The sequence below is a fragment of the Martinezella rhizogenes genome, from assembly GCF_007002745.1.
Taxonomy (GTDB): domain Bacteria; phylum Pseudomonadota; class Alphaproteobacteria; order Rhizobiales; family Rhizobiaceae; genus Agrobacterium; species Agrobacterium cucumeris.
Window position 1 is genome coordinate 39,405 of record NZ_SGNY01000003.1, and the last position, 20,197, is coordinate 59,601.

Below are 20,197 nucleotides of genomic sequence, written 5' to 3' on the forward strand. Positions count from 1 at the left end.
GATGTCAATGACGATTTTCGAAACCAACGCCCCCCATCCCGAAGCAAGTCTGCTGACAGCCTTTTCAAAAAATGCCCTCGACCGTTTCGCCGAGAAGCGGACGGAAGAGTGCGTTGCCGATGCGCTGAAAATCGATGGCACCCATATTTTTGCTTTCTCCGGTAACCGGCTTGTCCTGAAGCACGATGATCAGGTCATCGATCCGCTGTTCTCCGCCTATGAACTGGCCGAGTTGCAGCCGGATTTCGACAATGCCGTGCTGCTTGGATACCGTGAGACCGGCGAGCCGAGAATAGCCGTGCCGGTTGCCGTCGCCGAAGACCACTTGGCGAGCCATTACAAGCTCGCCGACGCCCGTACGCTTTACCGCGATCATCTGCTCGATGAGGAATTGCTCAGTGAAGTTGCTCAGGCTGTCAGTCTCACGCACTGGAATGGCGACAATCGCTTTTGTGGGAAGTGCGGCGGGAGCATGGAGCTCCGAATCGGCGGCTACAAGCGGATCTGCGCCGCCTGCAACCACACTATTTTTCCGCGAACCGATCCTGTCGTCATCATGATGACGATCGATATCGAGCGTGATCTTTGCCTGCTTGGTCGTGGCGCCCATTTTGCGCCGGGCATGTATTCCTGCCTCGCCGGCTTCGTTGAACCGGGTGAAACCATCGAGCAGGCCGTCCGCCGCGAAACGCATGAGGAATCCGGTGTCGACATCGGCCGCGTGCGCTATCACGCCTCCCAGCCCTGGCCGATGCCGCATACGCTGATGATCGGCTGTTATGCCGAAGCGCTCTCTTTCGATATCGCCCGTGACGAGATCGAACTGGAGGATTGCCGGTGGTTTACACGCACCGAGGTGGCCGCGATGCTGGAGACGGCGCCGGGCGAAGGCTTTTCCGCCCCTCCGGGCGGCGCCATCGCGCACCGGCTGATGCGCGACTGGGTGGAATGGACGAAATGAACCGCGTTGCGGCAGGCTCAGCTCTGGTTGAGCTTGCCGCGCATTGCGTGGCCCTTGTAGACGCCGAGAATACGGACTTTTTCTGAGAAGAAGCGCAACTCGTCCAGCGCATGCCGTACCGGCTCGTCATCCGGATGGCCTTCGATATCGGCATAGAACTGCGTCGCGACGAATTTTCCACCGAGCTGATAGCTCTCCAGCTTCGTCATGTTGATGCCGTTCGTCGCAAAGCCGCCCATGGCCTTGTAGAGCGCGGCCGGAATGTTGCGGACGTTGAAAACAAAGGTGGTGACGATGATTTCGTCGGTAGATTTGTCGTCAGACTGGCGTTTGGCCCAGTTTTCATCACGCGACAGCACGACGAAACGGGTGACGTTGTTTTCCGAATCCTCGACATTTTCGGCCAGAATATCGAGACCATAGAGATCAGCCGCAAGGCGTGGTGCGAGCGCTGCCATGCTGCGGTCACCCTTTTCCGAAACCTGCTTGGCCGCACCCGCGGTATCGCCGGCGATAACCGGTTTCCAGCCGTTGGAGCGGATGATCTTGCGGCACTGGCCAAGCGCATGAATGTGGCTGTGGACGGTGCGAATCTCGTCTTTTTTTACACCCGGCATGACCATCAGCTGGAAGCGGATCGGCATGAAATATTCACCGATGATATGCAGACGCGATTCCGGCAGCAGATGGTGAATATCGGCGACACGGCCGGCCAGCGTATTTTCGATCGGGATCATGCCGAGATCGGCTTCGCCATTTTCAATGGCGTTGAAGGCATCCTCGAACGTCGGGCACGGCAGAGGCTCCATATCCGGGAACATGTCACGGCAGGCCATGTCGGAATTCGCGCCGAATTCGCCCTGAAAGGCAATGCGATTTGTGCTCAAGGTCATGACATTATCCGTTAGAGAGTTCTGCTTGCAAGAATGCTGCGGGCTTTTTCGAGGTCGTGCGGCGTGTCGACGCCGAGCGGCACGGAGCGGACGATTTCCGCATCGATGCGCATGCCGGCTTCCAGCGCCCGTAGCTGTTCCAGCCGCTCGCGCTTTTCCAGCGGCGAGGGCGGAAGGCTCACGAATGTCTCAAGTGCGGCGCGGCGATAGGTGTAAAGCCCGATATGGTGATAAAGCGGGCCGTCGCCAGAAGGCGCGGTCGCACGCGTAAAATAAAGGGCGCGCAGCCGAGTTTCGGAGAGCGGGCTGCCCACGACTTTCACGACGTTCGGATTGGTTTTTTCGTCTTCGTCAGTGATTTCCACCGTCAGCGTGGCGATATCGACGGCGGGGTTCTCCAGCGGGCGCAGAGAGGCGCGGATCGTCTCCGCCTCGATGGTCGGCAGATCGCCCTGGACATTGATGACGTATTCGGCGTTGCCGTGAGGATCGGCCTTTTGCAGCGCTTCGAAGATGCGATCCGAACCGGACTGGTGGTCGTCCCGGGTCATCATCACGTCGAAACCGGCATTTTGAACCGCCGAAAAAACCTGTTCGTCATCGACAGCAACGACGATTCGTTCGGCACCCGCTTCTCGTGCACGCAACGCCACCTGAACGATCATCGGCTTGCCGCCAATATCCGCAAGCGGTTTGCCCGGCAGGCGTGTGGATGCCATCCGCGCCGGTATGAGGACGACAGCTTTCTCGAAATCCCGATTCTTCATCCGACACCCTTCAAATCCCGTCCGAAAAGTGTCAAAACGTCACGGAGTGGGGACCATTATTCAAGTTGCGCAGGCTGTGCAAAAGCCATAGCTTTCGAGTAATTTCAAGATGCCCGGTTATATGGAGCGGATGCGAGGGAGCGCATATAGATGAATTCTTATGTAAATATGGGCGTTGGGGCGTTGCTGGGTACGGTTTTTGTCCTGATGTCGGTGTCAATTGCTTCTGAGGGCATTTTTCATGCGCCTACGCCCGAGAAGGAAGGTTACGCCATTGCTGCTGCAGAAAGCGGCGGTGAAGCAGCCGGTGGAGAAACGGCTGCCGCAGCGACGCCAATCGCGCAATTGCTTGCGAACGCCGATGCCGCCAAGGGCGAAACGGTCTTCAAGAAGTGTACGAGCTGTCATACCGGAGAGAGTGGTGGTGCAAACAAGGTCGGCCCCAATCTCTTCGATATCGTCAACCGGCCGATCGCCAGCCACGAAGGTTTCAGCTATTCCGCAGGCATGAAGGATTTCTCCAAGGGCGGTTCCGTGCATTGGGATTACGATCATCTCAGCTTCTTTCTCGAAGCTCCGAAGAAACACGTTCCCGGAACGGCCATGGGTTTTGCGGGTGTGAAGAAAGAAACGGAGAGAGCCGATCTGATCGCTTATCTGCGTACGCTGTCGGCAAACCCGGCACCGCTGCCGGATCCGGCAGCTGCTCCCGCGCCGACGAACTGAGCAAATCTGATTCATACAAAAAAGCCCGGCAGCGATGCCGGGCTTTTTCATTCTGTGGCATGGCAGTTCTTAAACGATCAGAAGCCCTTGCCGCCACGCAATTCGGAAATCACGGTTCCGACCATGATCCTGATGTCCAGCCAGACCGAAAAATTGTCGACGTAATAGAGATCGGAAACAATCCGTGCCCGCGCCTTGTCACTACGATCCGTCGGGCCGCGCAGCCCGCGCATCTGTGCAAGGCCGGTAATGCCCGGCCGCATCTGGTGCCGCATATGATAATGAGGAACCAGCTCTTCATAAGGTCGGCCGGCCGCCAGCATGCCGATGGCATGGCAGCGCGGGCCGACAAGCGACATATCGCCTTTCAGCACATTGATAAGCTGTGGCAATTCATCGATGTTGGTGCGGCGGAGAACGGCGCCGATACGGGTTATGCGCGGGTCGTTCTTCACCGTTTGTGCCACGCCGGTGGCGTCGCCAAGTTCGGTCCGCATGGAGCGAAATTTAAAGACGCGGATTTTTCGCCCGTTCATGCCCCAGCGGATTTGTGAGAACAGGACTGGCCCCTTGCTGTCCAACTTCACCAGCGCCGCAACCGTCAGCAATACGGGTGCCAGCGCGACAAGGGCGATGGACGCCCCTGCAATGTCGATTGTTCTTTTGAGCGCGAACTGGCCGCGCTGCAACGCAGATGGGTTTTTTTCTAAAAAGGAAGTCTGCATTTCCGCCGTTTCGAAACTGGCGGCCGCAGGATAGGGAGCACCGTAAAAAACGGCATGCGATGAGCCTTTAGTACCCAGCATAATATGGAACCCTGAAAAGTTATTTTGAAACAAGAAAATTAATTTATATGAACAATTAATAATTCATTTACCGTAAAAAGTCACCCGAAATGTAGCCGCCTCGGCGCAAAAGGCAATCTAGGGTTAATGCTGGTGCACGCATATGTTGCGGCTTTAGGGCGTCTCCGCTCATGGATGCGGATTTGAAGCACCAAGCCTCTGGAAAAACGGGGACTTTGCGGAAAGTGAGCCTATGGCTGCCGAACCTACTATCGGTCATTAAACCGGCCGGCTCATACCCGATGCGGGGTCAATTTCCCATCAGAATGTCGAGCAGGGTCGTCTGTTTCGGCCCGGATGTCGCAGGGGATTGACCGCCTATATCCGCTGGCGGCACAGGTCCATTGCCGGCCTGATAGCCGGGTTCGATGTCGCGGGAGGGGATGTTCGCCGGCGGCATGGCCATGCCCGGCTGATTCGGGTTCGGCGAAGCGGGTGCATCGGGATAGGCGCGGGGGTCCGTTGTTCCGCCGCCCAGCGCATTGGAAATGATGTCGCCGATGGAAGAGGGCGCGTTTTCGGGCGCCGGTTGCTGCATTTCCCCAAGCGGCGGCACGGCACCTGCGCCAAGGCCGAAGAGTGGCGAAGGCGAAAGCCCGGAATGGGCGGCGGTCATGAAATCCTTCCAGGCTCTTGCCGGAAGACCGCCACCGGTAACCTTTTTCATCGAGGTGCCGTCGTCATTGCCAAACCAGACGCCCGTGGTCAGATTGCTTGTGTAGCCGACAAAAAGTGCGTCGCGAAAGGATTGAGTGGTGCCGGATTTTCCCGCTGCCTGCCAGCCTTGCAGGCGTGCAGCCTTGCCTGTGCCTTCGGTAATGACGCGCGACAGCATACTGTTCATGGTTGCGGCGATTTCCTCGCTCAGTACACGCGGCGGGTTGTCGTATTTGTTTTCGTAAAGCACCTTGCCATCGGCATCGGTGATACGCTTGACGATATGCGGAGTCGCCTTGTAGCCGCCATTCATGAAAGGTGCGTAGGAAGCGGTCAGCTCCATCAGTGACACTTCCGAAGTGCCGAGTGCGATGGAGGCATTGTTCTGCAGCTCCGATTCGATGCCCATGCGATGCGCCACCTGCGTCACCCGGTCAGGGCCAACTTCCATCACCAGCTGTGCGGCTATCGTGTTCAGCGAATTGGCGAGTGCTGTGGCGAGTGTCACTTCGCCACGGAATTTCTTCTCGTAATTTTCCGGGGTCCAGTTGCCGATGCGGACCGGTGCGTCGTTGCGAATGGTGTAAGGGGTAAGCCCCGATTCGAGCGCGGCCACATAAACAAAGGGTTTGAAGGCCGAACCGGGTTGGCGTTTCGCCTTGGCGGCACGGTTGAACTGGCTTTCGGCATAATCAGCCCCGCCGACGACGGCCCGGATCGCGCCCGTGCCATCGATGGAGACCAGCGCCGCCTGCGAAGCGCCCTGCTTCTTGCCATCACCCTGCAATATATGGGTCAGCGCCTTTTCGGCGTCGCGTTCAAGATTGGGGTCGATGGTCGTATCGACGACGATGTCCTGCTTGACCTCGCCAACCAGGCTGCGCACTTCCTCCAGAACCATATCGGCGGCGTAATGTTCGGCGCCGGACCAGAAACGTTTCGCCTTGGTTGGCGGCTGCGACATGGCAGTCTTGATTTCATCGTCCGTGATGAAGCCGACATCGCGCATGGATTGCAGCACGACCTGCGCCCGCTCTTCCGCTGCCTGCGGATCACGTGCGGGTGAAAGGCGCGACGGGGCCTTCAGAAGCCCGGCAAGCATTGCCGCTTCGCCCAGATTGACGTCGCGCGCGGATTTGTTGAAGTAGCGCCGGGAAGCCGCCTCGACGCCATAGGCATTGGACCCGAAATAGACGCGATTGAGATACATCGCGAGAATCTGGTCCTTGGTAAATTCATGCTCCAGCCAGAACGACAAAAGCACTTCCTGAACCTTGCGCTCCAGCGTCCGGTCGGGAGAGAGGAACAGGTTTTTCGCCAGCTGCTGCGTCAGCGTCGAGCCGCCTTGCACTGTTCGCCCCGTCAGCACATTCGTCACGATTGCACGGCCGAGACCCAGCGGATCGATACCGAAATGCGAATAAAACCGCCGATCCTCGATCGCCATGACGGCCTGGGGAATATAAGGCGACATGTCTTCCAGCGCGAGCGCCTCGCCGCCTGTCGTGCCGCGATTGGCAAGCACGCTGCCATTGACCGAAACGATCTTCACATTCGGCGGGCGTTCGGGAATGGACCAGCTGCTGGCGCTTGGCATGCGTGCGCCATAATAAAGGACAAGGCCGGCAACGCCGATACCGCCCCAGATACCGAGCACGATGCACCAGTAAAAGAGGGAGCGGACAATGCCCGTCGCGCCGCGGCCGGAAGAATTGCGTGAGCGCTTTTCTTTTTTCTGCGATTTGGCGCGACCGGTGGTGGCCTTCGGTTTTCTGGCGGGCTGTTTTGCGGTTCCGCTGATGCGTTCGCTGGCGTCGAGGCGCAGGTCATCGCCGGACTCGTGGAAATCCCCGAAAGAAGGTTCTACCCGATCACGTGATTTGCCCTTGCCTGCCATCCAGCCGAAATTGCTCCTTAATTCACGAGACCGCGCATCCATATGACCTTCAGGCTTCTATGCCAGCGCGATCCTTAATCCAGGATGAAGAGTTTAAATGCGGCAATTTAAGGCGGGGTTAAGCCCAGACGGGATCAAATCGCCGTCATTGGCAGACGTCGACCCATTCCGCTCCCGTCAATTCAGCCATGGCATCGGGCGAAATCCGCACCGCCGCATTGGTGGCACCGGCTGCCGGCACCACCTCGTCATAGTTTTTCAGCGATATGTCGCAGAACACCGGCAGAGGTGAGGGCAGCCCGAAAGGGCACACACCGCCGATGGGATGGCTGGTCACTGCAACCACGTCTTCCGGCCCCAGCATGCGCGGCTTGACGCCGAAATGATCACGGAATTTCCGGTTGTCGAGCCGCTTCGTACCGGCGGTGACGACGAGAAGAATGGTATCGCCGGCCTTCAGGCAGATTGTTTTGGCAATCTGGTCCGGCTCGACGCCATGCGCTTCGGCAGCCAGCGCGACGGTCGCCGAACTGGCTTCCGTTTCGATAACGGTCACTTCCGGCAATTTCTCGGTGAAGAAGGCTCTCACGGATTCGATAGTCATGCGTATTTATTAGGCGGTAAGCGAGGGAGCTTCAAGACGCCAGGAGATAGCTATGCATTTTGTGCAATGCTGCGCTGCGATGAAGTGTCTGTTTTTTGAGCTGATATCCTGTATGTTCAAACCATCGAAGCGACGCACTCCTCCTCCCAGCGTCGCCCGATTGGACTGACAATACTCCTCCTCCCAATTGTCAGTCAGTTTCAAGAACCCGGCGCACCTCCTCCCGCGCCGGGTTTTTGCTGTTTAAAGCCCTGTTTTCAGCGGCTTCGGTTTGGCCGCGCTTCACAAAGATCACACCGTTTTTCAAAGAAACTTGACTTTTAGCCCCTGCCAACCTAGGTGTTCGCCCATCGATATTTGTTTGACGACCAGAGCTTCGGCGCCTTTTTGGGTGCACACGACGATCTTTCCTTCAAATTCGACCCAAGACCGCACTGCGCGCAGTGCAAATACAATTTGCCAACGGAAGGAAATCGTTATGGCGACTGGTACAGTAAAGTGGTTCAACGCAACCAAGGGCTACGGCTTCATTCAGCCTGACGACGGTTCGCAGGACGTATTCGTGCACATCTCCGCTGTTGAGCGCGCTGGTCTGACCGCCCTCAACGACGGTCAGAAGCTCTCCTACGAGCTGATGCAGGATCGCCGCTCGGGCAAGATGTCCGCAGGCGAACTCGTCGTTTCCTGATAAGCGCTTTGGCCCTCACGGGTCATTGAGATAAATGGAAAGGCCGGATTTTTCCGGCCTTTTTCTTTTGGACGACGGTCCTGAAGGGGCTGGCCTTGAAAAGAACGGATCGCATACCAATATAGGGTTCAACAGTGTTTCGGATGAAAACTGTCGGGCGGGCATTTTGACAATGCCGCTGTGATCGCGTTAACCAAAGATTAACCGAAACAGCTGATCCTGACGGTGAAAGCAGCGTCGACATGATCGACGCGCTCTGAAGCATCAGACCGTTGAACGCTTTGACCACGGATGTACTGGCATTGACGAAAAACGGATGGAAAGGTCGGGCTTGCCCGGCCTTTTTGTTTTTGAGCGCCAAAACGTAAAATGGCCAAAAGCAGAAAAAAGGAGGAGGAGCCGGGTAGCCGACGCCTCCTCTTTTCTTGGTTATTTTGCCGCCAGCGCGTCGAGAATGCGGACCCAGGAGCGGATGCCCTTGTGGAAGGACTGCAGGTCGTATTTTTCATTGGGCGAATGAATGCGGTCGTCGGTGAGGCCGAAGCCGACAAGCAGCGAATCCATGCCCAGCATCTTCTGGAAATCACCGACGATCGGGATCGAGCCGCCCATGCCGATGACGACGGCGGGATTTGGCCACTCGTCCGAAAGGGCGTTTTTGGCCTTGGTCAGCACGGGTGAATCGTAGGAAAGCTGGATGGCTGGCGATGCGCCATGCTCATGAAACTCCACCGAGCAATCCGCCGGGATTTTCGAGCGTACATAAGCCCGGAAGCTCTCGCGAATGGCTGCGGGGTTTTGCTCGCCAACCAGACGGAAAGACACCTTGGCGGAAGCTTTTGCGGCGATCACGGTTTTGAAGCCGTCGCCGGTATAGCCGCCGATAATGCCGTTGACTTCCGCCGTCGGTCGCGCCCAGGTCTGCTCCAGCACGGTGCGGCCTTTTTCGCCCGAGGGAACCGACAGGCCGACTTCACCGAGGAAGGCTTCCGCCGTGCGCCCCAGCGTTTCCCAGGAGGCCTTGATGTTGGCAGGGGTTTCCTCCACGCCGTCATAGAAGCCGGAAAGTGTGACACGGCCGGTTTCGTCATGCAGGCCGGCCAAAATATCGGTGAGAATGTGGATCGGATTTGCCGCCGCACCGCCGAACAGGCCGGAATGCAGATCACGGTCAGCTGCGGTGATGACGATTTCTTCACCGACGAGGCCGCGAAGGGCGGCGGCAATGGCGGGCGTATCGCGATCCCACATGCTTGTATCGCAGACCAGCGCATAATCGGCCTTCAGCTCATCTGCATTGGCTTCGAGGAACGGCTTCAGCGAGGGGGAGCCGGATTCCTCTTCGCCTTCAAAGAGGATGGTGACACGCACCGGCAGGCCGCCATTGACGGCTTTGTAAGCCCGGCAGGCTTCCACGAAGGTCATCAGCTGGCCCTTGTCGTCAGCCGTTCCACGGCCGGTAATCACCTGACGGCCAGCGCCGATATCCTTGATCGCCGGCTCGAATGGATCATTTTCCCAGAGATTGAGCGGATCGATCGGCTGCACATCGTAATGCCCGTAAAAAAGCACATGTGGTGCGTCCTTGGTGGCTGCATCGTGATGCGCCACCACCATCGGATGACCGGCCGTATCGCGAACGGAAGCCTCAAAGCCCAGTGAGGAAAGCGTTCTGACCAGCCATTCCGCCGCCTTGCGGCATTCTGCCTTATAGGCGGGGTCCGTGGAAATCGACGGAATGCGCACCAGTTCGAACAGCCGCTCGAGGCTGGATGTAAGATTGTCGTCGGCGGTGGAAAGAATGGGGGAAACGTCTGTCATCGCTGATCCTGTCATGTCTGTCGTGACCCCGCGATGGACGAGGCATCCGGGCATCGCGCATCGCGTGGGAACAAGGGGCTGACGTGTCGTGAATCGCCAAACGTGCAGCCGCCGGAACGATAGAGCAGTTCAGGAAAACTGCGAAGCGGTTTTACATCCGAAATTACGCATAAACAAAACCCCGGACCCTCGGCGATGACAGGTCTCAGAGCAGATGAGCAGCGGTTTCAAGTTGCGAATGCTATTTCGCTTTTTTTGCGCTTTCGATCGCCCGGCGCATATATTCCAGCAGAAGCTGTCTTTCGAAGCGGCGGAAATCCTTAAGCAGCGTCTCTTCGGTGGCCTCGGAGGCCGCAATGGCATTCGCCTCCAGATCCCTGCCGCGCTGGGTCAGCTCGATGATCTGGGCGCGGCGGTCGCTGGGATGGGATTTGCGGATGATCAGCCCGTCGCGCTCCATACGTGAGAGCGTATTGGCAAGCGTTGCCTGCTCGACGTCGATTCTATCGAGCAATTGCCGCTGCGTCAGGCCTTCCTCATGCCATAGCTCGATCAGGATGGGGAATTGCCCGGGGGAAAAACCAAGGGCAGCGGCTCTTTTTTGCAGCGCCATGGTGAATTCCCGCGCCATTTTCGTGGCGAGATAAATTGCCGATTCGTCCCGGGAAAATCCCATTCTTCCGTCCGTAGAGCATTTCCGCCGGCACATTCCGGCAATTCGATAGCGCGATATATATCGTATGATATGTTTGCGCCAGCCCGGAATCCGGCACAAAATAAAACCGCCATGGCCGGGAGGGATCGGCCATGGCGGTCATATTGGAGGACAAAGGCCCGGAGAGGGGGAAAGGCCTTTGTCCGGTCTGACGCGGCGGGGGACGAGCCAGCTATCAGACTACGGCGTGATCAGGCGCCGTCCCTTATGAAATGTGTCTCCAAATACGGCTTTTCAAGGGAGGAGCTGATTACAAATCGGTAACGTTCGGGTGAATTCTCAGCGCTTTTCGGGCCGCCTCGTTTCCAGTGCTTTGCGGTGTGTTGTGCGAAGTTTCGGTGGACGCCAAAACGGCCCCGCGCTATCCATATCGCCATGAAAAAAGGCGATCATCTCTTCCTCGTTGACGGCTCCGGTTTCATTTTCCGGGCCTTCCATGCCATTCCGCCGCTGAACCGCAAGTCGGACGGGCTGCCGGTCAACGCCGTCTCCGGCTTCTGCAACATGTTGTGGAAGCTCTTGAAGGATGCGCGCAACACCGATGTCGGCGTCACACCAACACACTTCGCCGTTATTTTCGACTATTCGTCGAAAACATTCCGCAATGAACTTTATGATCTCTACAAAGCCAACCGTTCCGCGCCGCCTGAAGATCTGGTTCCGCAATTCGGCCTGATCCGCGAGGCGACACGCGCCTTCAACCTTCCCTGCATCGAGACCGAAGGCTTCGAGGCGGATGATATCATCGCCACCTATGCCCGCCAGGCGGAGGCGATCGGCGCCGATGTTACGATCATCTCTTCCGACAAGGATCTGATGCAGCTCGTCACGGCCAATGTGCATATGTACGATGCCATGAAGGACAAGCAGATCGGCATCCCTGACGTCATCGAAAAATGGGGCGTTGGCCCGGAAAAGATGATCGACCTGCAGGCGATGACCGGCGATTCCACCGACAATGTGCCCGGCATTCCCGGCATCGGGCCGAAGACGGCGGCGCAATTGCTGGAGGAATATGGCGATCTCGATACGCTGCTGGCGCGGGCGGGCGAAATCAAGCAGCAGAAGCGCCGGGAAAACATCATCGCCAACGCTGATCTTGCCCGTCTTTCCAGGCAGCTCGTGGCGCTTAGAACCGATGTGCCGCTGGAGCAGTCTCTTGAGGCGCTGGTGCTTGAACCGCAGAACGGCCCGAAACTCATCGCTTTCCTGAAGGCGATGGAATTCACGACGCTGACCCGCCGCGTTGCCGAAGCGACCGACAGCGACGCCTCTACCATCGACCCCGCCAATGTGCCGGTGCAGTGGGGGGCGGATGCCCATGGTCCCGATCTTGATGCGCCTGCTTCGGCCGTCGCCATTGGTGACGTGGCCGCCAACGCAACTGCCGCCTCGGCTTCGCCCTCTGTTTCGGCGAGAAAGCTGACTGGAGATGGCAGCGCGCCTGCCGATCTCGCCGCCGCGCGTCAGGCGCTTTTTTCAGCCGCCAAGATCGATACGACCGCTTATACGACGATCAGAGACCTTGCAGAACTGGACCGCTGGATTGCTGCAGCCCGTGAGACCGGCGTCGTCGCCTTCGACACGGAAACGACTTCGCTTGATCCGATGCAGGCGGAACTTGTCGGTTTTTCGCTGGCCATCGCCGACAATGGCAAGGACGCCTCGGGCACCGACATCCGCGCTGCCTATGTTCCTTTGACGCACAAGACCGGCTCCGGCGGCGATCTTTTCAGCGATGGTATCAAGCTTGCCGAAGGGCAGGTGCCATTTGCCGAGGCGCTGGCGCGTTTGAAAAGCCTGCTTGAGGACCCGGCGGTTCTGAAAATCGCCCAGAACCTCAAATATGACTATCTGCTGATGAAACGCCATGGCGTCGTGATGCAGAGCTTTGACGATACCATGCTGATTTCTTATGTTCTCGAGGCTGGCAAGGCCACGCATGGCATGGATTCGCTGTCCGAACGCTGGCTCGGCCACACGCCGATTGCCTACAAGGATGTAGCGGGATCGGGCAAGTCGAGCGTCACCTTCGATTTCGTCGACATCGACAAGGCGACGGCTTACGCCGGGGAAGACGCGGATGTCACTCTGCGCCTCTGGATGGCCCTGAAACCCCGGCTCGCCGCCGAGCGGCTGACCAGTGTTTACGAGCGGCTGGAGCGCCCTCTGGTGCCGGTTCTGGCGCATATGGAGGAACGCGGCATCACCGTTGACCGGCAGATCCTGTCGCGCCTTTCCGGTGAACTGGCGCAGAAGGCTGCCGCCTTCGAAGAGGAAATCTACGAGCTGGCGGGCGAGCGTTTCAACGTCGGATCACCAAAGCAGCTCGGCGATATTCTGTTCGGCAAGATGGGCTTGCCCGGCGGCTCCAAGACCAAGACCGGCCAATGGTCGACATCGGCGCAGGTTCTGGAAGATCTGGCAGCGGAAGGTGCAGAGCTGCCACGCAAGATCGTTGACTGGCGGCAGCTGACGAAGCTGAAATCGACCTATACGGATGCGCTGCCGGGATACATCCATCCCGAGACGAAACGGGTGCATACCTCCTACGCGCTCGCTTCCACCACCACGGGGCGTCTGTCGTCCTCGGAGCCGAACCTTCAGAATATCCCGGTGCGCACGGCGGAGGGTCGCAAGATTCGCACGGCCTTCATCTCCACGCCCGGTCACAAGCTTCTGTCCGCTGACTATAGCCAGATCGAGCTGCGCGTGCTGGCTCACGTCGCCGATATTCCGCAACTGCGCAACGCCTTTGAAAACGGCATCGACATCCATGCAATGACCGCATCGGAAATGTTTGGCGTGCCGGTGGAAGGCATGCCGTCGGAAGTGCGCCGCCGCGCCAAGGCCATCAATTTCGGCATCATCTACGGTATTTCGGCTTTCGGTCTCGCCAACCAGCTGAGTATCGCCCGCTCGGAGGCGGGCGAATATATCAAGAAATATTTCGAGCGGTTTCCCGGCATTCGCGATTACATGGAAGCGACCAAGGCTTTCGCCCGCGAAAACGGCTATGTCGAAACGATTTTCGGCCGCCGGGCGCATTATCCGGAAATCCGCTCTTCCAACCCTTCGGTGAAAGCCTTCAACGAACGGGCGGCCATCAATGCCCCGATCCAGGGTTCTGCCGCTGATATCATTCGCCGCGCGATGGTCCGTATAGAGCCGGCACTGGAAGCGGAGAAGCTCTCTGCCCGCATGCTTTTGCAGGTGCATGACGAACTCATCTTCGAAGTCGAAGAAGCGGAAATCGAAAAAACCCTGCCCGTCGTCGTCTCCGTCATGGAAAACGCGGCCATGCCGGCCATTTCCATGAAGGTGCCGTTGCAGGTGGATGCGCGTGCTGCGGAGAATTGGGACGAGGCGCATTGACCGGCCATCTGATCGGTCAATGTCATTGGTTTGTTGCGTGCGCAGATTAGGGGAAGCCTCTCACAAGGAGTTCCCCGATGCACGCCCCGCTCGTCTCGAAAGATCTGGAATATTTCTCCGCCAGCAGCCACGATATGCCACCGCGCCATCTTGGCAGCCGTTATAATTTGGACGGCGAATTTCTGCCCGAGCCGGGCAACACGGTGGTTTGCCATCTCGTCGAAGGATCGCAGGGCGAAAGCGCGATCATCAGGACGCGCCAGCGCTTTCTGGATATGCCCGAGGCATCGCAGCTTGCCTTCACACCGGTTTCCAGCCTGCATATGACGGTGTTTCAGGGCATCATCGAATTTCGGCGCGCTCTGCCCTATTGGCCGGAGAACATGCCGCTCGATACGCCGATTGACACAATGACGGACTATTATCGCGACCGTCTTTCGGCCTTTCCCACCCTTCCGGTTTTCAGGATGCAGGTGACTGGCCTCAAGCCCACAGGACTGGTGATGCAGGGTGTGACCGCGCAAGACAACCGGATCGTTGCGTTGTGGCGCGATGCGTTTGCCGAAGCCTTCGGTTACCGGCATCCCAACCATGAAAGTTATGAGTTCCATATTACGCTGTCTTACATCACGCGCTGGTTCGATCCGGAATGCCTGCCGCGCTGGCAGGCGATGCTCGATGAGGAACTGGAAGAACTGCGTGCGGCAGCGCCGGTCATCGAGATGCGCCCACCGGCTTTCTGTGAATTCAAGGATATGAACCACTTCAAGGAGCTTGTCGTTTTTGATAAGAGGTGAGGCATGATTTGCTACGCCTGACGGCGGCCCGTTGCACCAATTCCGCTGAATCGGAAAAAATGCGCGTCAGGGCTGGTCAAAGCCCGTTTGGGCATGTATAAGCGCGCCAAATTTCCGATATCGAGACACCCGACATTCGGCCTTTGGTTCTGGCCGGTTCCGTTGTTTCGCCGCTAAAGTGGAGTAACAAAAATGGCTGTACCAAAAAGAAAAACAAGCCCGTCCAAGCGCGGCATGCGCCGCTCGGCTGACGGTCTCAAGTCTGCAACCTACGTTGAAGACAAGAACTCCGGCGAACTGCGCCGCCCGCACCATATCGATCTGAAGACCGGTATGTATCGTGGCCGTCAGGTTCTGACGCCGAAGGAAAGCGCATAAGCTTTTCTGAAATCTTATTTGCAAAAAACCGGCCCTCGTGGCCGGTTTTTTGTTTTCTGAAGGTGATGTCAGTCAAAGGCGGGTCACTTGGAAAATAAGATAACACCTCCTACACTCCCTGTGGGAGTTAGCGGGAGCCTGATGTGGGAGAGGAGCTTCGGTGAAATATCGCTGGATTTTGCTGATATTTCTCAGCCTCGGCCTCGGTTATGGTGCCGTGACAAGGGGTGGCGGCATTATCGCGGAAAGCTATTTCGGCGAAGTCTCCGATCAGGGGCGTACCACTCTGCGGCTGGCGGTGTCGGCCCTCGGCGGGCTCTTGAGCCGTTACGAGCCGCTGCCAGCCCTGATTGCCGACCACGACGACATTGAGGAACTGGTCGCGCATCCGAAGGATGAGGCGCTGCGCCAGCGTGCCAATGTCTATCTCAAATCCATCAACACCCTGCTGGAATCCTCCGATATCTACATCATCACGCTGGACGGCGAGACCGTCGCGGCCAGCAATTATGATGGACCGACCAGCTTCGTTGGCGAGAATTTCAGCTATCGCCCCTATTTTCAGGATGCTGCCAAGGGCTTCCAGTCGCGATTCTTCGCGCTTGGCACGACCTCCTTCAAGCGCGGTTATTATTTTTCCGCCCCCATTCTCTTTAATGAGGAGATCAAGGGCGTCATCGTCTTCAAGGTCGATATCGAAGGCATAGAGGCCTCCTTCGGTGATGGCGAGAACCGTATTCTCGTTTCCGATCCGGAAGGCATCATTTTCATGACCGGAACGCCGCAATGGCTCTATTCCGGCTTGATGCCGCTGACACCCGAAAGGTTGGCGCGCACGGAGGCCTCCCGTCGATACGCAAATGCTGCACTGAAGGAGCTGCCGCTGAAAAACGGCAATTTCGGCTCCCATCAACTGATGACGATCACCCAGAATGACGGGGAGAGGGAATATATGGTCCTTTCCCAGCCGATGCCGGATGCCGGCTGGACCGTCAGCGTGCTGATGGATACGGGTTCAGTCAGAACACAGGTCAAGACGGCGATGATCGCCATCATCCTGTGCCTTTGCCTTGCCGCCGCTCTCATCGCCGCGATCCTGCAGAGGCGACGGCGTCTGCGTGAGCGCCTGACGCATCAGGCCGAGGCGCAGGCGGAGCTGGAGCGCCGGGTAGAGGAACGCACCGCCGATCTCGCCCGGGTCAACCAGGAGATCAAGCACGAGATCGCCGAACGCCGTCAGACCGAGAAGCAATTGCGCAAGATGCAGAATGATCTGGTACAGGCGGGTAAACTTGCCGCACTCGGTCAGATGTCGGCGGCTCTGTCGCACGAGTTTAACCAGCCGCTTGCCGCCGCCAAGAACTATGCAGAAAACGCCTCCCTTCTGGTGGAGCGCGGGCGTCTGGACGATGTGACGGAAAATCTCAGACGCATTTCGGGCCTCATCGATCGTATGGCGTCCATCAGCAAACACTTGAGGAATTTCGCCCGCAAGCCCAACGAAAAAATGGCGGCGGTCGGTCTGGAGGCCGTGCTTCGCGATACGCTGGAAATCGTCGGTGCGCGATTGAAGGCTGCCAATGCGGTGCTGGATGTCGATCTTGGCCCGGTGCCGCTTGCGGTGAAGGCCGGCTCAGTGCGGCTGCAGCAGGTGCTCGTCAACATCATTTCCAATGCTGCCGATGCCGTGGAAGGGCGCGAGGATCGCCGCATTTCCCTGCAGGCTGTGCAGCATGACCAGACAGTGTCGATTTTCATTCGCGATCGCGGCCCCGGCGTGCCGCCGGCGATTTCTGAACGCATCTTCGATCCCTTCTTCACCACCAAGGGTGTAGGGCGCGGTCTCGGCCTTGGCCTCTCCATCTCCTACAACATCATCAAGGATTTCGGCGGCCAGTTGCGTGTGCGAAACCATGCCGATGGCGGCGCAGAGTTCGAGATCGAATTACCGGCCGCCGTCTATCGTATGGAGGTGGCCGCCGAATGACCATGTCGAGGGTTCTGTTGATCGATGACGAGGAGGAGCTGCGTTTCTCCACCGCACAGGCGCTGGAGCTTTCCGGTTTCGCCGTGACCATGCTGGCGAGCGCCGAACATGCGCTCGAACTCATCGGTTACAGCTTCGACGGCGTCGTGGTCAGCGATATCCGCATGCCGGGCATGGATGGCATGACGCTTTTACAGAAGGTGCGGGAGCTTGACCCGGAAATACCTGTCATCCTCATGACCGGACACGGCGATGTGCAGCTGGCGGTCAATGCCATGCGCAATGGCGCCTATGACTTCATCGAAAAGCCGTTCACGCCGCAATATCTCGCCGGCATCATCAAGAGAGCCAATGACCGGCGGGCGCTGGTGCTGGAAAACCGCCGCCTGAAGGCGGTGGCCGGCAAACATGACGATCTCGAAACACGTTTGCCGGGCCGAACCCAGGTCATGGTCGATCTGCGGTATCGCATCCGTGCCATCGGCGCGACGGACGCCGATACGCTGATCGTCGGCGATACCGGTGCGGGCAAGGAGGTGGTGGCGCGGGCGCTGCATGATATCAGCGCCAGAGCCAACCGGCCCTTCGTCGCGATCAATTGCGCTGCCCTCCCGCAGACGCTGATCGAAAGCGAACTCTTCGGCCATGAGGCCGGCGCTTTTCCGGGTGCGCTGCGCCCGCGTTACGGCAAGTTCGAGCACGCCCGTGGCGGCACCATCCTGCTGGATGAAATCGGCTCCATGCCGTTCGAATTGCAGGGCCGGTTCCTGCGTGTCTTGCAGGAGCGGGTGATTACCCGCCTCGGCTCCAATGAAATCGTCGAACTCGACGTCCGTTTCATTGCCACCAGCAAGGTCGATCTGGAACAGGAAGTCGCCGCGGGCCGGTTCCGCGCCGATCTTCTTTATCGCCTGAATGTCGCGACAATCCTCGTGCCCTCTTTGTCGCAACGCAGTGCCGACATACCGCTGCTCTTCCTGCATCTGGTGCGGGAGGCTGCCGCCCGTTACGGGCGGGAGGATGTGGACGTGCCGCAACAACTGCTTTCAGTCGTTTCCCTTCGCGAGTGGCCTGGCAACGTCCGTGAATTGCGCAATGCGGCGGACCGCTTCGTCCTTGGTCTGGAAAGTGATGCTTCCGAAGCCTCGCCGTCGTTTCAGGACGATGGTAGGGAAGGGCTTGCCACAAGGGTTGCAGCTTATGAAAAAAGCCTGATTGCACGCGCGATTGCCGTCCATGGCGGCAATCTGAAATCCGTCTATGAGAGCCTCGGCATTTCCCGCAAAACGCTTTACGAAAAAATGCAGAAATACGAGCTACACCGTCATATGACAGAGGTGTGATGGGTGGATTTCCACCCACGGATGAACCCCTATGGGTAGAAATCCACCCATTGCTGTTTGTGACGACGATAAAAGCGCATCTCTTGGCAAGACCGCCGTTGCTGAACGACAATCCCGGATCGCAAATAGCTCACCCCGGCCGCCATAGAGGAGTATGCGCGGCTGAAGTGGCGAAAATTTTCATCCGGGAGGAATCGATGAAAATACTGAAGACAGTCACCGGCCTTGCTGCCGCCGCTGCCGTTTCCCTTTTTGCGCTGTCCGCATCCGCTCAGAATTATCCCGAGCGTAACATCACCATGGTCGTGCCTTTTGCTGCCGGTGGCCCGACGGATACGGTAGCGCGCCTTGTTGCCGAATCCATGTCGAAGGATCTTGGCCAGCAGATCATCGTCGAAAATGTCGGCGGCGCGGGCGGCACGCTCGGCGCTGGCCGTGTGGCTTCGGCAGATCCGGACGGTTACACGGTTCTCTTGCACCATATCGGCATGGCAACCAGCGCCACGCTCTATCGCAAGCTCGCCTATGACACGACAAACGCTTTCGAATATGTCGGTCTGGTCACCGAAGTGCCGATGACCATTCTGTCGCGCAAGAACCTCGAGACGAAGGACCTCAAGGGTCTGATCGACTACGCCAAGGCGAACAAGGACAAGGTCACCGTCGCCAATGCCGGCATCGGCGCCGCATCGCATCTGTGCGGCATGTTGTTCATGAGCGCCATTGAGACGCCGCTGGTCACCGTTCCCTACAAGGGCACAGGCCCGGCCATGACCGACCTGCTCGGCGGCCAGGTCGATATCATGTGCGACCAGACCACCAACACCACCAAGCAGATCCAGGGCGGAACCGTGAAGGCCTATGCCGTAACCACGGCCAAGCGGCTCGACGTGCTTCCGGATGTGCCGACGGTCGCCGAAGAAGGTCTGCCGAAACTCGAAGTCGGTATCTGGCACGGCATCTATACGCCCAAGGGCACGCCTGCCGAAATCAACGAAAAGCTCTCCAAGTCGCTGCAGGTCGCGCTGAAGGACAAGAACGTCGCGGCTCGTTTTGCCGAACTCGGCACCACGCCTTCCCCTGAAAGCGATGCGACGCCTGCGGCACTCAAGGCCAAGCTTGAAAGCGAAATCGCTCGTTGGAAGCCGGTTATCGAGTCCGCCGGCCAATATGCCGATTGATGATCAGGAAGTGACCGGCGGCGTTTCGCCGCCGGTTTTCTGCCGTCATTTTTAACGCGCGGAACGGTGTATTGCCGGCCGCAGTGGAGGGGCATCTTTCATGAAGTCGTTTTTCATTGACCCTGCCGAAGCAGCCTGCGGGGCCATATTCATCGGTTTTGGCGCTTTTTTCGCCTTGCAATCCTTCGGGCTGGAAATCGGAACCGCCTTTCGCATGGGACCGGGTTATTTCCCGCTTGTTCTGGCAATCGTGCTGATCCTGCTCGGCAGCGTCATATTCTTCCGCGCCACCCGCGTGCAGGGTGATGTCATCGGCGCCATCGCCTGGCGGGGGATTTTTTTCATCCTGCCCGCGCCGATCTTTTTCGGCTTCACGGTCCGCGGACTGGGTTTCGTACCAGCCCTGTTTTTCAGCGCGCTTATCGCAGCCTTCGCCTCGCACAAGATGAGCCCGCTGATGGCCGTCGTTATTTCCGCCGCCATCACGGTCTTCTCCGTTGCTGTGTTCAATTATGGTCTCGGCCTGCCATTCCAGCGCTTCGGCCCCTGGCTTAAATTTTGA

17 protein-coding genes are annotated in these 20,197 nt (G+C 58.2%); 10 read left to right on the forward strand and 7 right to left on the reverse strand.

Annotated features, from left to right (window positions below; all coding sequences use genetic code 11):
- Nucleotide 1 precedes the first annotated feature (1 nt).
- Nucleotides 2–961, forward strand: coding sequence for an NAD(+) diphosphatase (gene nudC, locus EXN68_RS10265; protein WP_193559517.1), 960 nt, complete (start codon nt 2–4; stop codon nt 959–961).
- Nucleotides 962–978: 17 nt separating this feature from the next.
- Here nudC and EXN68_RS10270 read toward each other — a convergent pair whose 3' ends face one another.
- Together EXN68_RS10270 and EXN68_RS10275 are read right to left on the reverse strand one after the other, a co-directional pair.
- On the reverse strand, nt 979–1,854 hold the full coding sequence (locus EXN68_RS10270) for a prephenate dehydratase (protein ID WP_142840740.1): 876 nt from the start codon (nt 1,852–1,854) through the stop codon (nt 979–981).
- Between the two features lie 11 nt (nt 1,855–1,865).
- The gene (locus tag EXN68_RS10275; protein WP_142840741.1) at nt 1,866–2,621 is read right to left on the reverse strand and encodes a 3-deoxy-manno-octulosonate cytidylyltransferase; all 756 of its coding nucleotides are present in this window, start codon (nt 2,619–2,621) and stop codon (nt 1,866–1,868) included.
- Nucleotides 2,622–2,771: 150 nt separating this feature from the next.
- Between EXN68_RS10275 and EXN68_RS10280 the strand changes: the two genes are divergently transcribed.
- Nucleotides 2,772–3,347: a c-type cytochrome gene (locus EXN68_RS10280; protein WP_142840742.1), complete on the forward strand. Its 576-nt coding sequence runs from the start codon at nt 2,772–2,774 to the stop codon at nt 3,345–3,347.
- A gap of 77 nt (nt 3,348–3,424) precedes the next feature.
- On the opposite strand, the gene EXN68_RS10285 is transcribed toward EXN68_RS10280, so the two are convergent.
- From EXN68_RS10285 to EXN68_RS10295, 3 genes are all read right to left on the reverse strand, one after another.
- Nucleotides 3,425–4,153 (reverse strand): sugar transferase, encoded by a 729-nt coding sequence (locus EXN68_RS10285; protein WP_142840743.1) that lies wholly within the window; start codon nt 4,151–4,153, stop codon nt 3,425–3,427.
- A gap of 289 nt (nt 4,154–4,442) precedes the next feature.
- Nucleotides 4,443–6,746: a transglycosylase domain-containing protein gene (locus tag EXN68_RS10290; protein ID WP_142840744.1), complete on the reverse strand. Its 2,304-nt coding sequence runs from the start codon at nt 6,744–6,746 to the stop codon at nt 4,443–4,445.
- Nucleotides 6,747–6,891: 145 nt separating this feature from the next.
- Nucleotides 6,892–7,350, reverse strand: coding sequence for a YbaK/EbsC family protein (locus tag EXN68_RS10295; protein ID WP_142840745.1), 459 nt, complete (start codon nt 7,348–7,350; stop codon nt 6,892–6,894).
- A gap of 478 nt (nt 7,351–7,828) precedes the next feature.
- On the opposite strand from EXN68_RS10295, the gene EXN68_RS10305 reads away from it, so the two are divergent.
- A complete protein-coding gene (locus EXN68_RS10305) occupies nt 7,829–8,038 on the forward strand; it encodes a cold-shock protein (protein ID WP_046799124.1) in 210 nt (69 codons plus the stop codon).
- A 429-nt stretch (nt 8,039–8,467) separates the two neighbouring features.
- On the opposite strand, the gene EXN68_RS10315 is transcribed toward EXN68_RS10305, so the two are convergent.
- Both EXN68_RS10315 and EXN68_RS10320 read right to left on the reverse strand, forming a co-directional pair.
- Nucleotides 8,468–9,859: a dipeptidase gene (locus EXN68_RS10315; protein ID WP_142840747.1), complete on the reverse strand. Its 1,392-nt coding sequence runs from the start codon at nt 9,857–9,859 to the stop codon at nt 8,468–8,470.
- A gap of 241 nt (nt 9,860–10,100) precedes the next feature.
- Nucleotides 10,101–10,535, reverse strand: a complete 435-nt coding sequence (locus tag EXN68_RS10320) for a MarR family winged helix-turn-helix transcriptional regulator (RefSeq protein WP_046799126.1) — start codon at nt 10,533–10,535, stop codon at nt 10,101–10,103.
- Between the two features lie 414 nt (nt 10,536–10,949).
- On the opposite strand from EXN68_RS10320, the gene polA reads away from it, so the two are divergent.
- The 7 genes from polA (at nt 10,950) to EXN68_RS10360 (ending at nt 20,197) form a co-directional block, all read left to right on the forward strand.
- Nucleotides 10,950–13,949 carry a DNA polymerase I gene (gene polA, locus EXN68_RS10325; RefSeq protein ID WP_142840748.1) on the forward strand — a complete coding sequence of 1,000 codons (3,000 nt, stop codon included), beginning with the start codon at nt 10,950–10,952 and terminating at the stop codon, nt 13,947–13,949.
- Between the two features lie 77 nt (nt 13,950–14,026).
- Nucleotides 14,027–14,746, forward strand: coding sequence for a DUF1868 domain-containing protein (locus tag EXN68_RS10330; protein WP_142840749.1), 720 nt, complete (start codon nt 14,027–14,029; stop codon nt 14,744–14,746).
- Nucleotides 14,747–14,938: 192 nt separating this feature from the next.
- Nucleotides 14,939–15,124: a 50S ribosomal protein L32 gene (gene rpmF, locus EXN68_RS10335; RefSeq protein WP_003507205.1), complete on the forward strand. Its 186-nt coding sequence runs from the start codon at nt 14,939–14,941 to the stop codon at nt 15,122–15,124.
- 160 nt (nt 15,125–15,284) lie between these two features.
- Nucleotides 15,285–17,111: a sensor histidine kinase gene (locus EXN68_RS10340; RefSeq protein WP_142840750.1), complete on the forward strand. Its 1,827-nt coding sequence runs from the start codon at nt 15,285–15,287 to the stop codon at nt 17,109–17,111.
- Nucleotides 17,108–18,454, forward strand: coding sequence for a sigma-54-dependent transcriptional regulator (locus EXN68_RS10345; RefSeq protein WP_142840751.1), 1,347 nt, complete (start codon nt 17,108–17,110; stop codon nt 18,452–18,454). Before EXN68_RS10340 ends, EXN68_RS10345 begins: the two co-directional genes overlap by 4 nt.
- Before the next feature lie 197 nt (nt 18,455–18,651).
- Nucleotides 18,652–19,635, forward strand: coding sequence for a tripartite tricarboxylate transporter substrate-binding protein (locus tag EXN68_RS10355; RefSeq protein WP_142840752.1), 984 nt, complete (start codon nt 18,652–18,654; stop codon nt 19,633–19,635).
- Between the two features lie 100 nt (nt 19,636–19,735).
- On the forward strand, nt 19,736–20,197 hold the full coding sequence (locus EXN68_RS10360; protein ID WP_046799131.1) for a tripartite tricarboxylate transporter TctB family protein: 462 nt from the start codon (nt 19,736–19,738) through the stop codon (nt 20,195–20,197).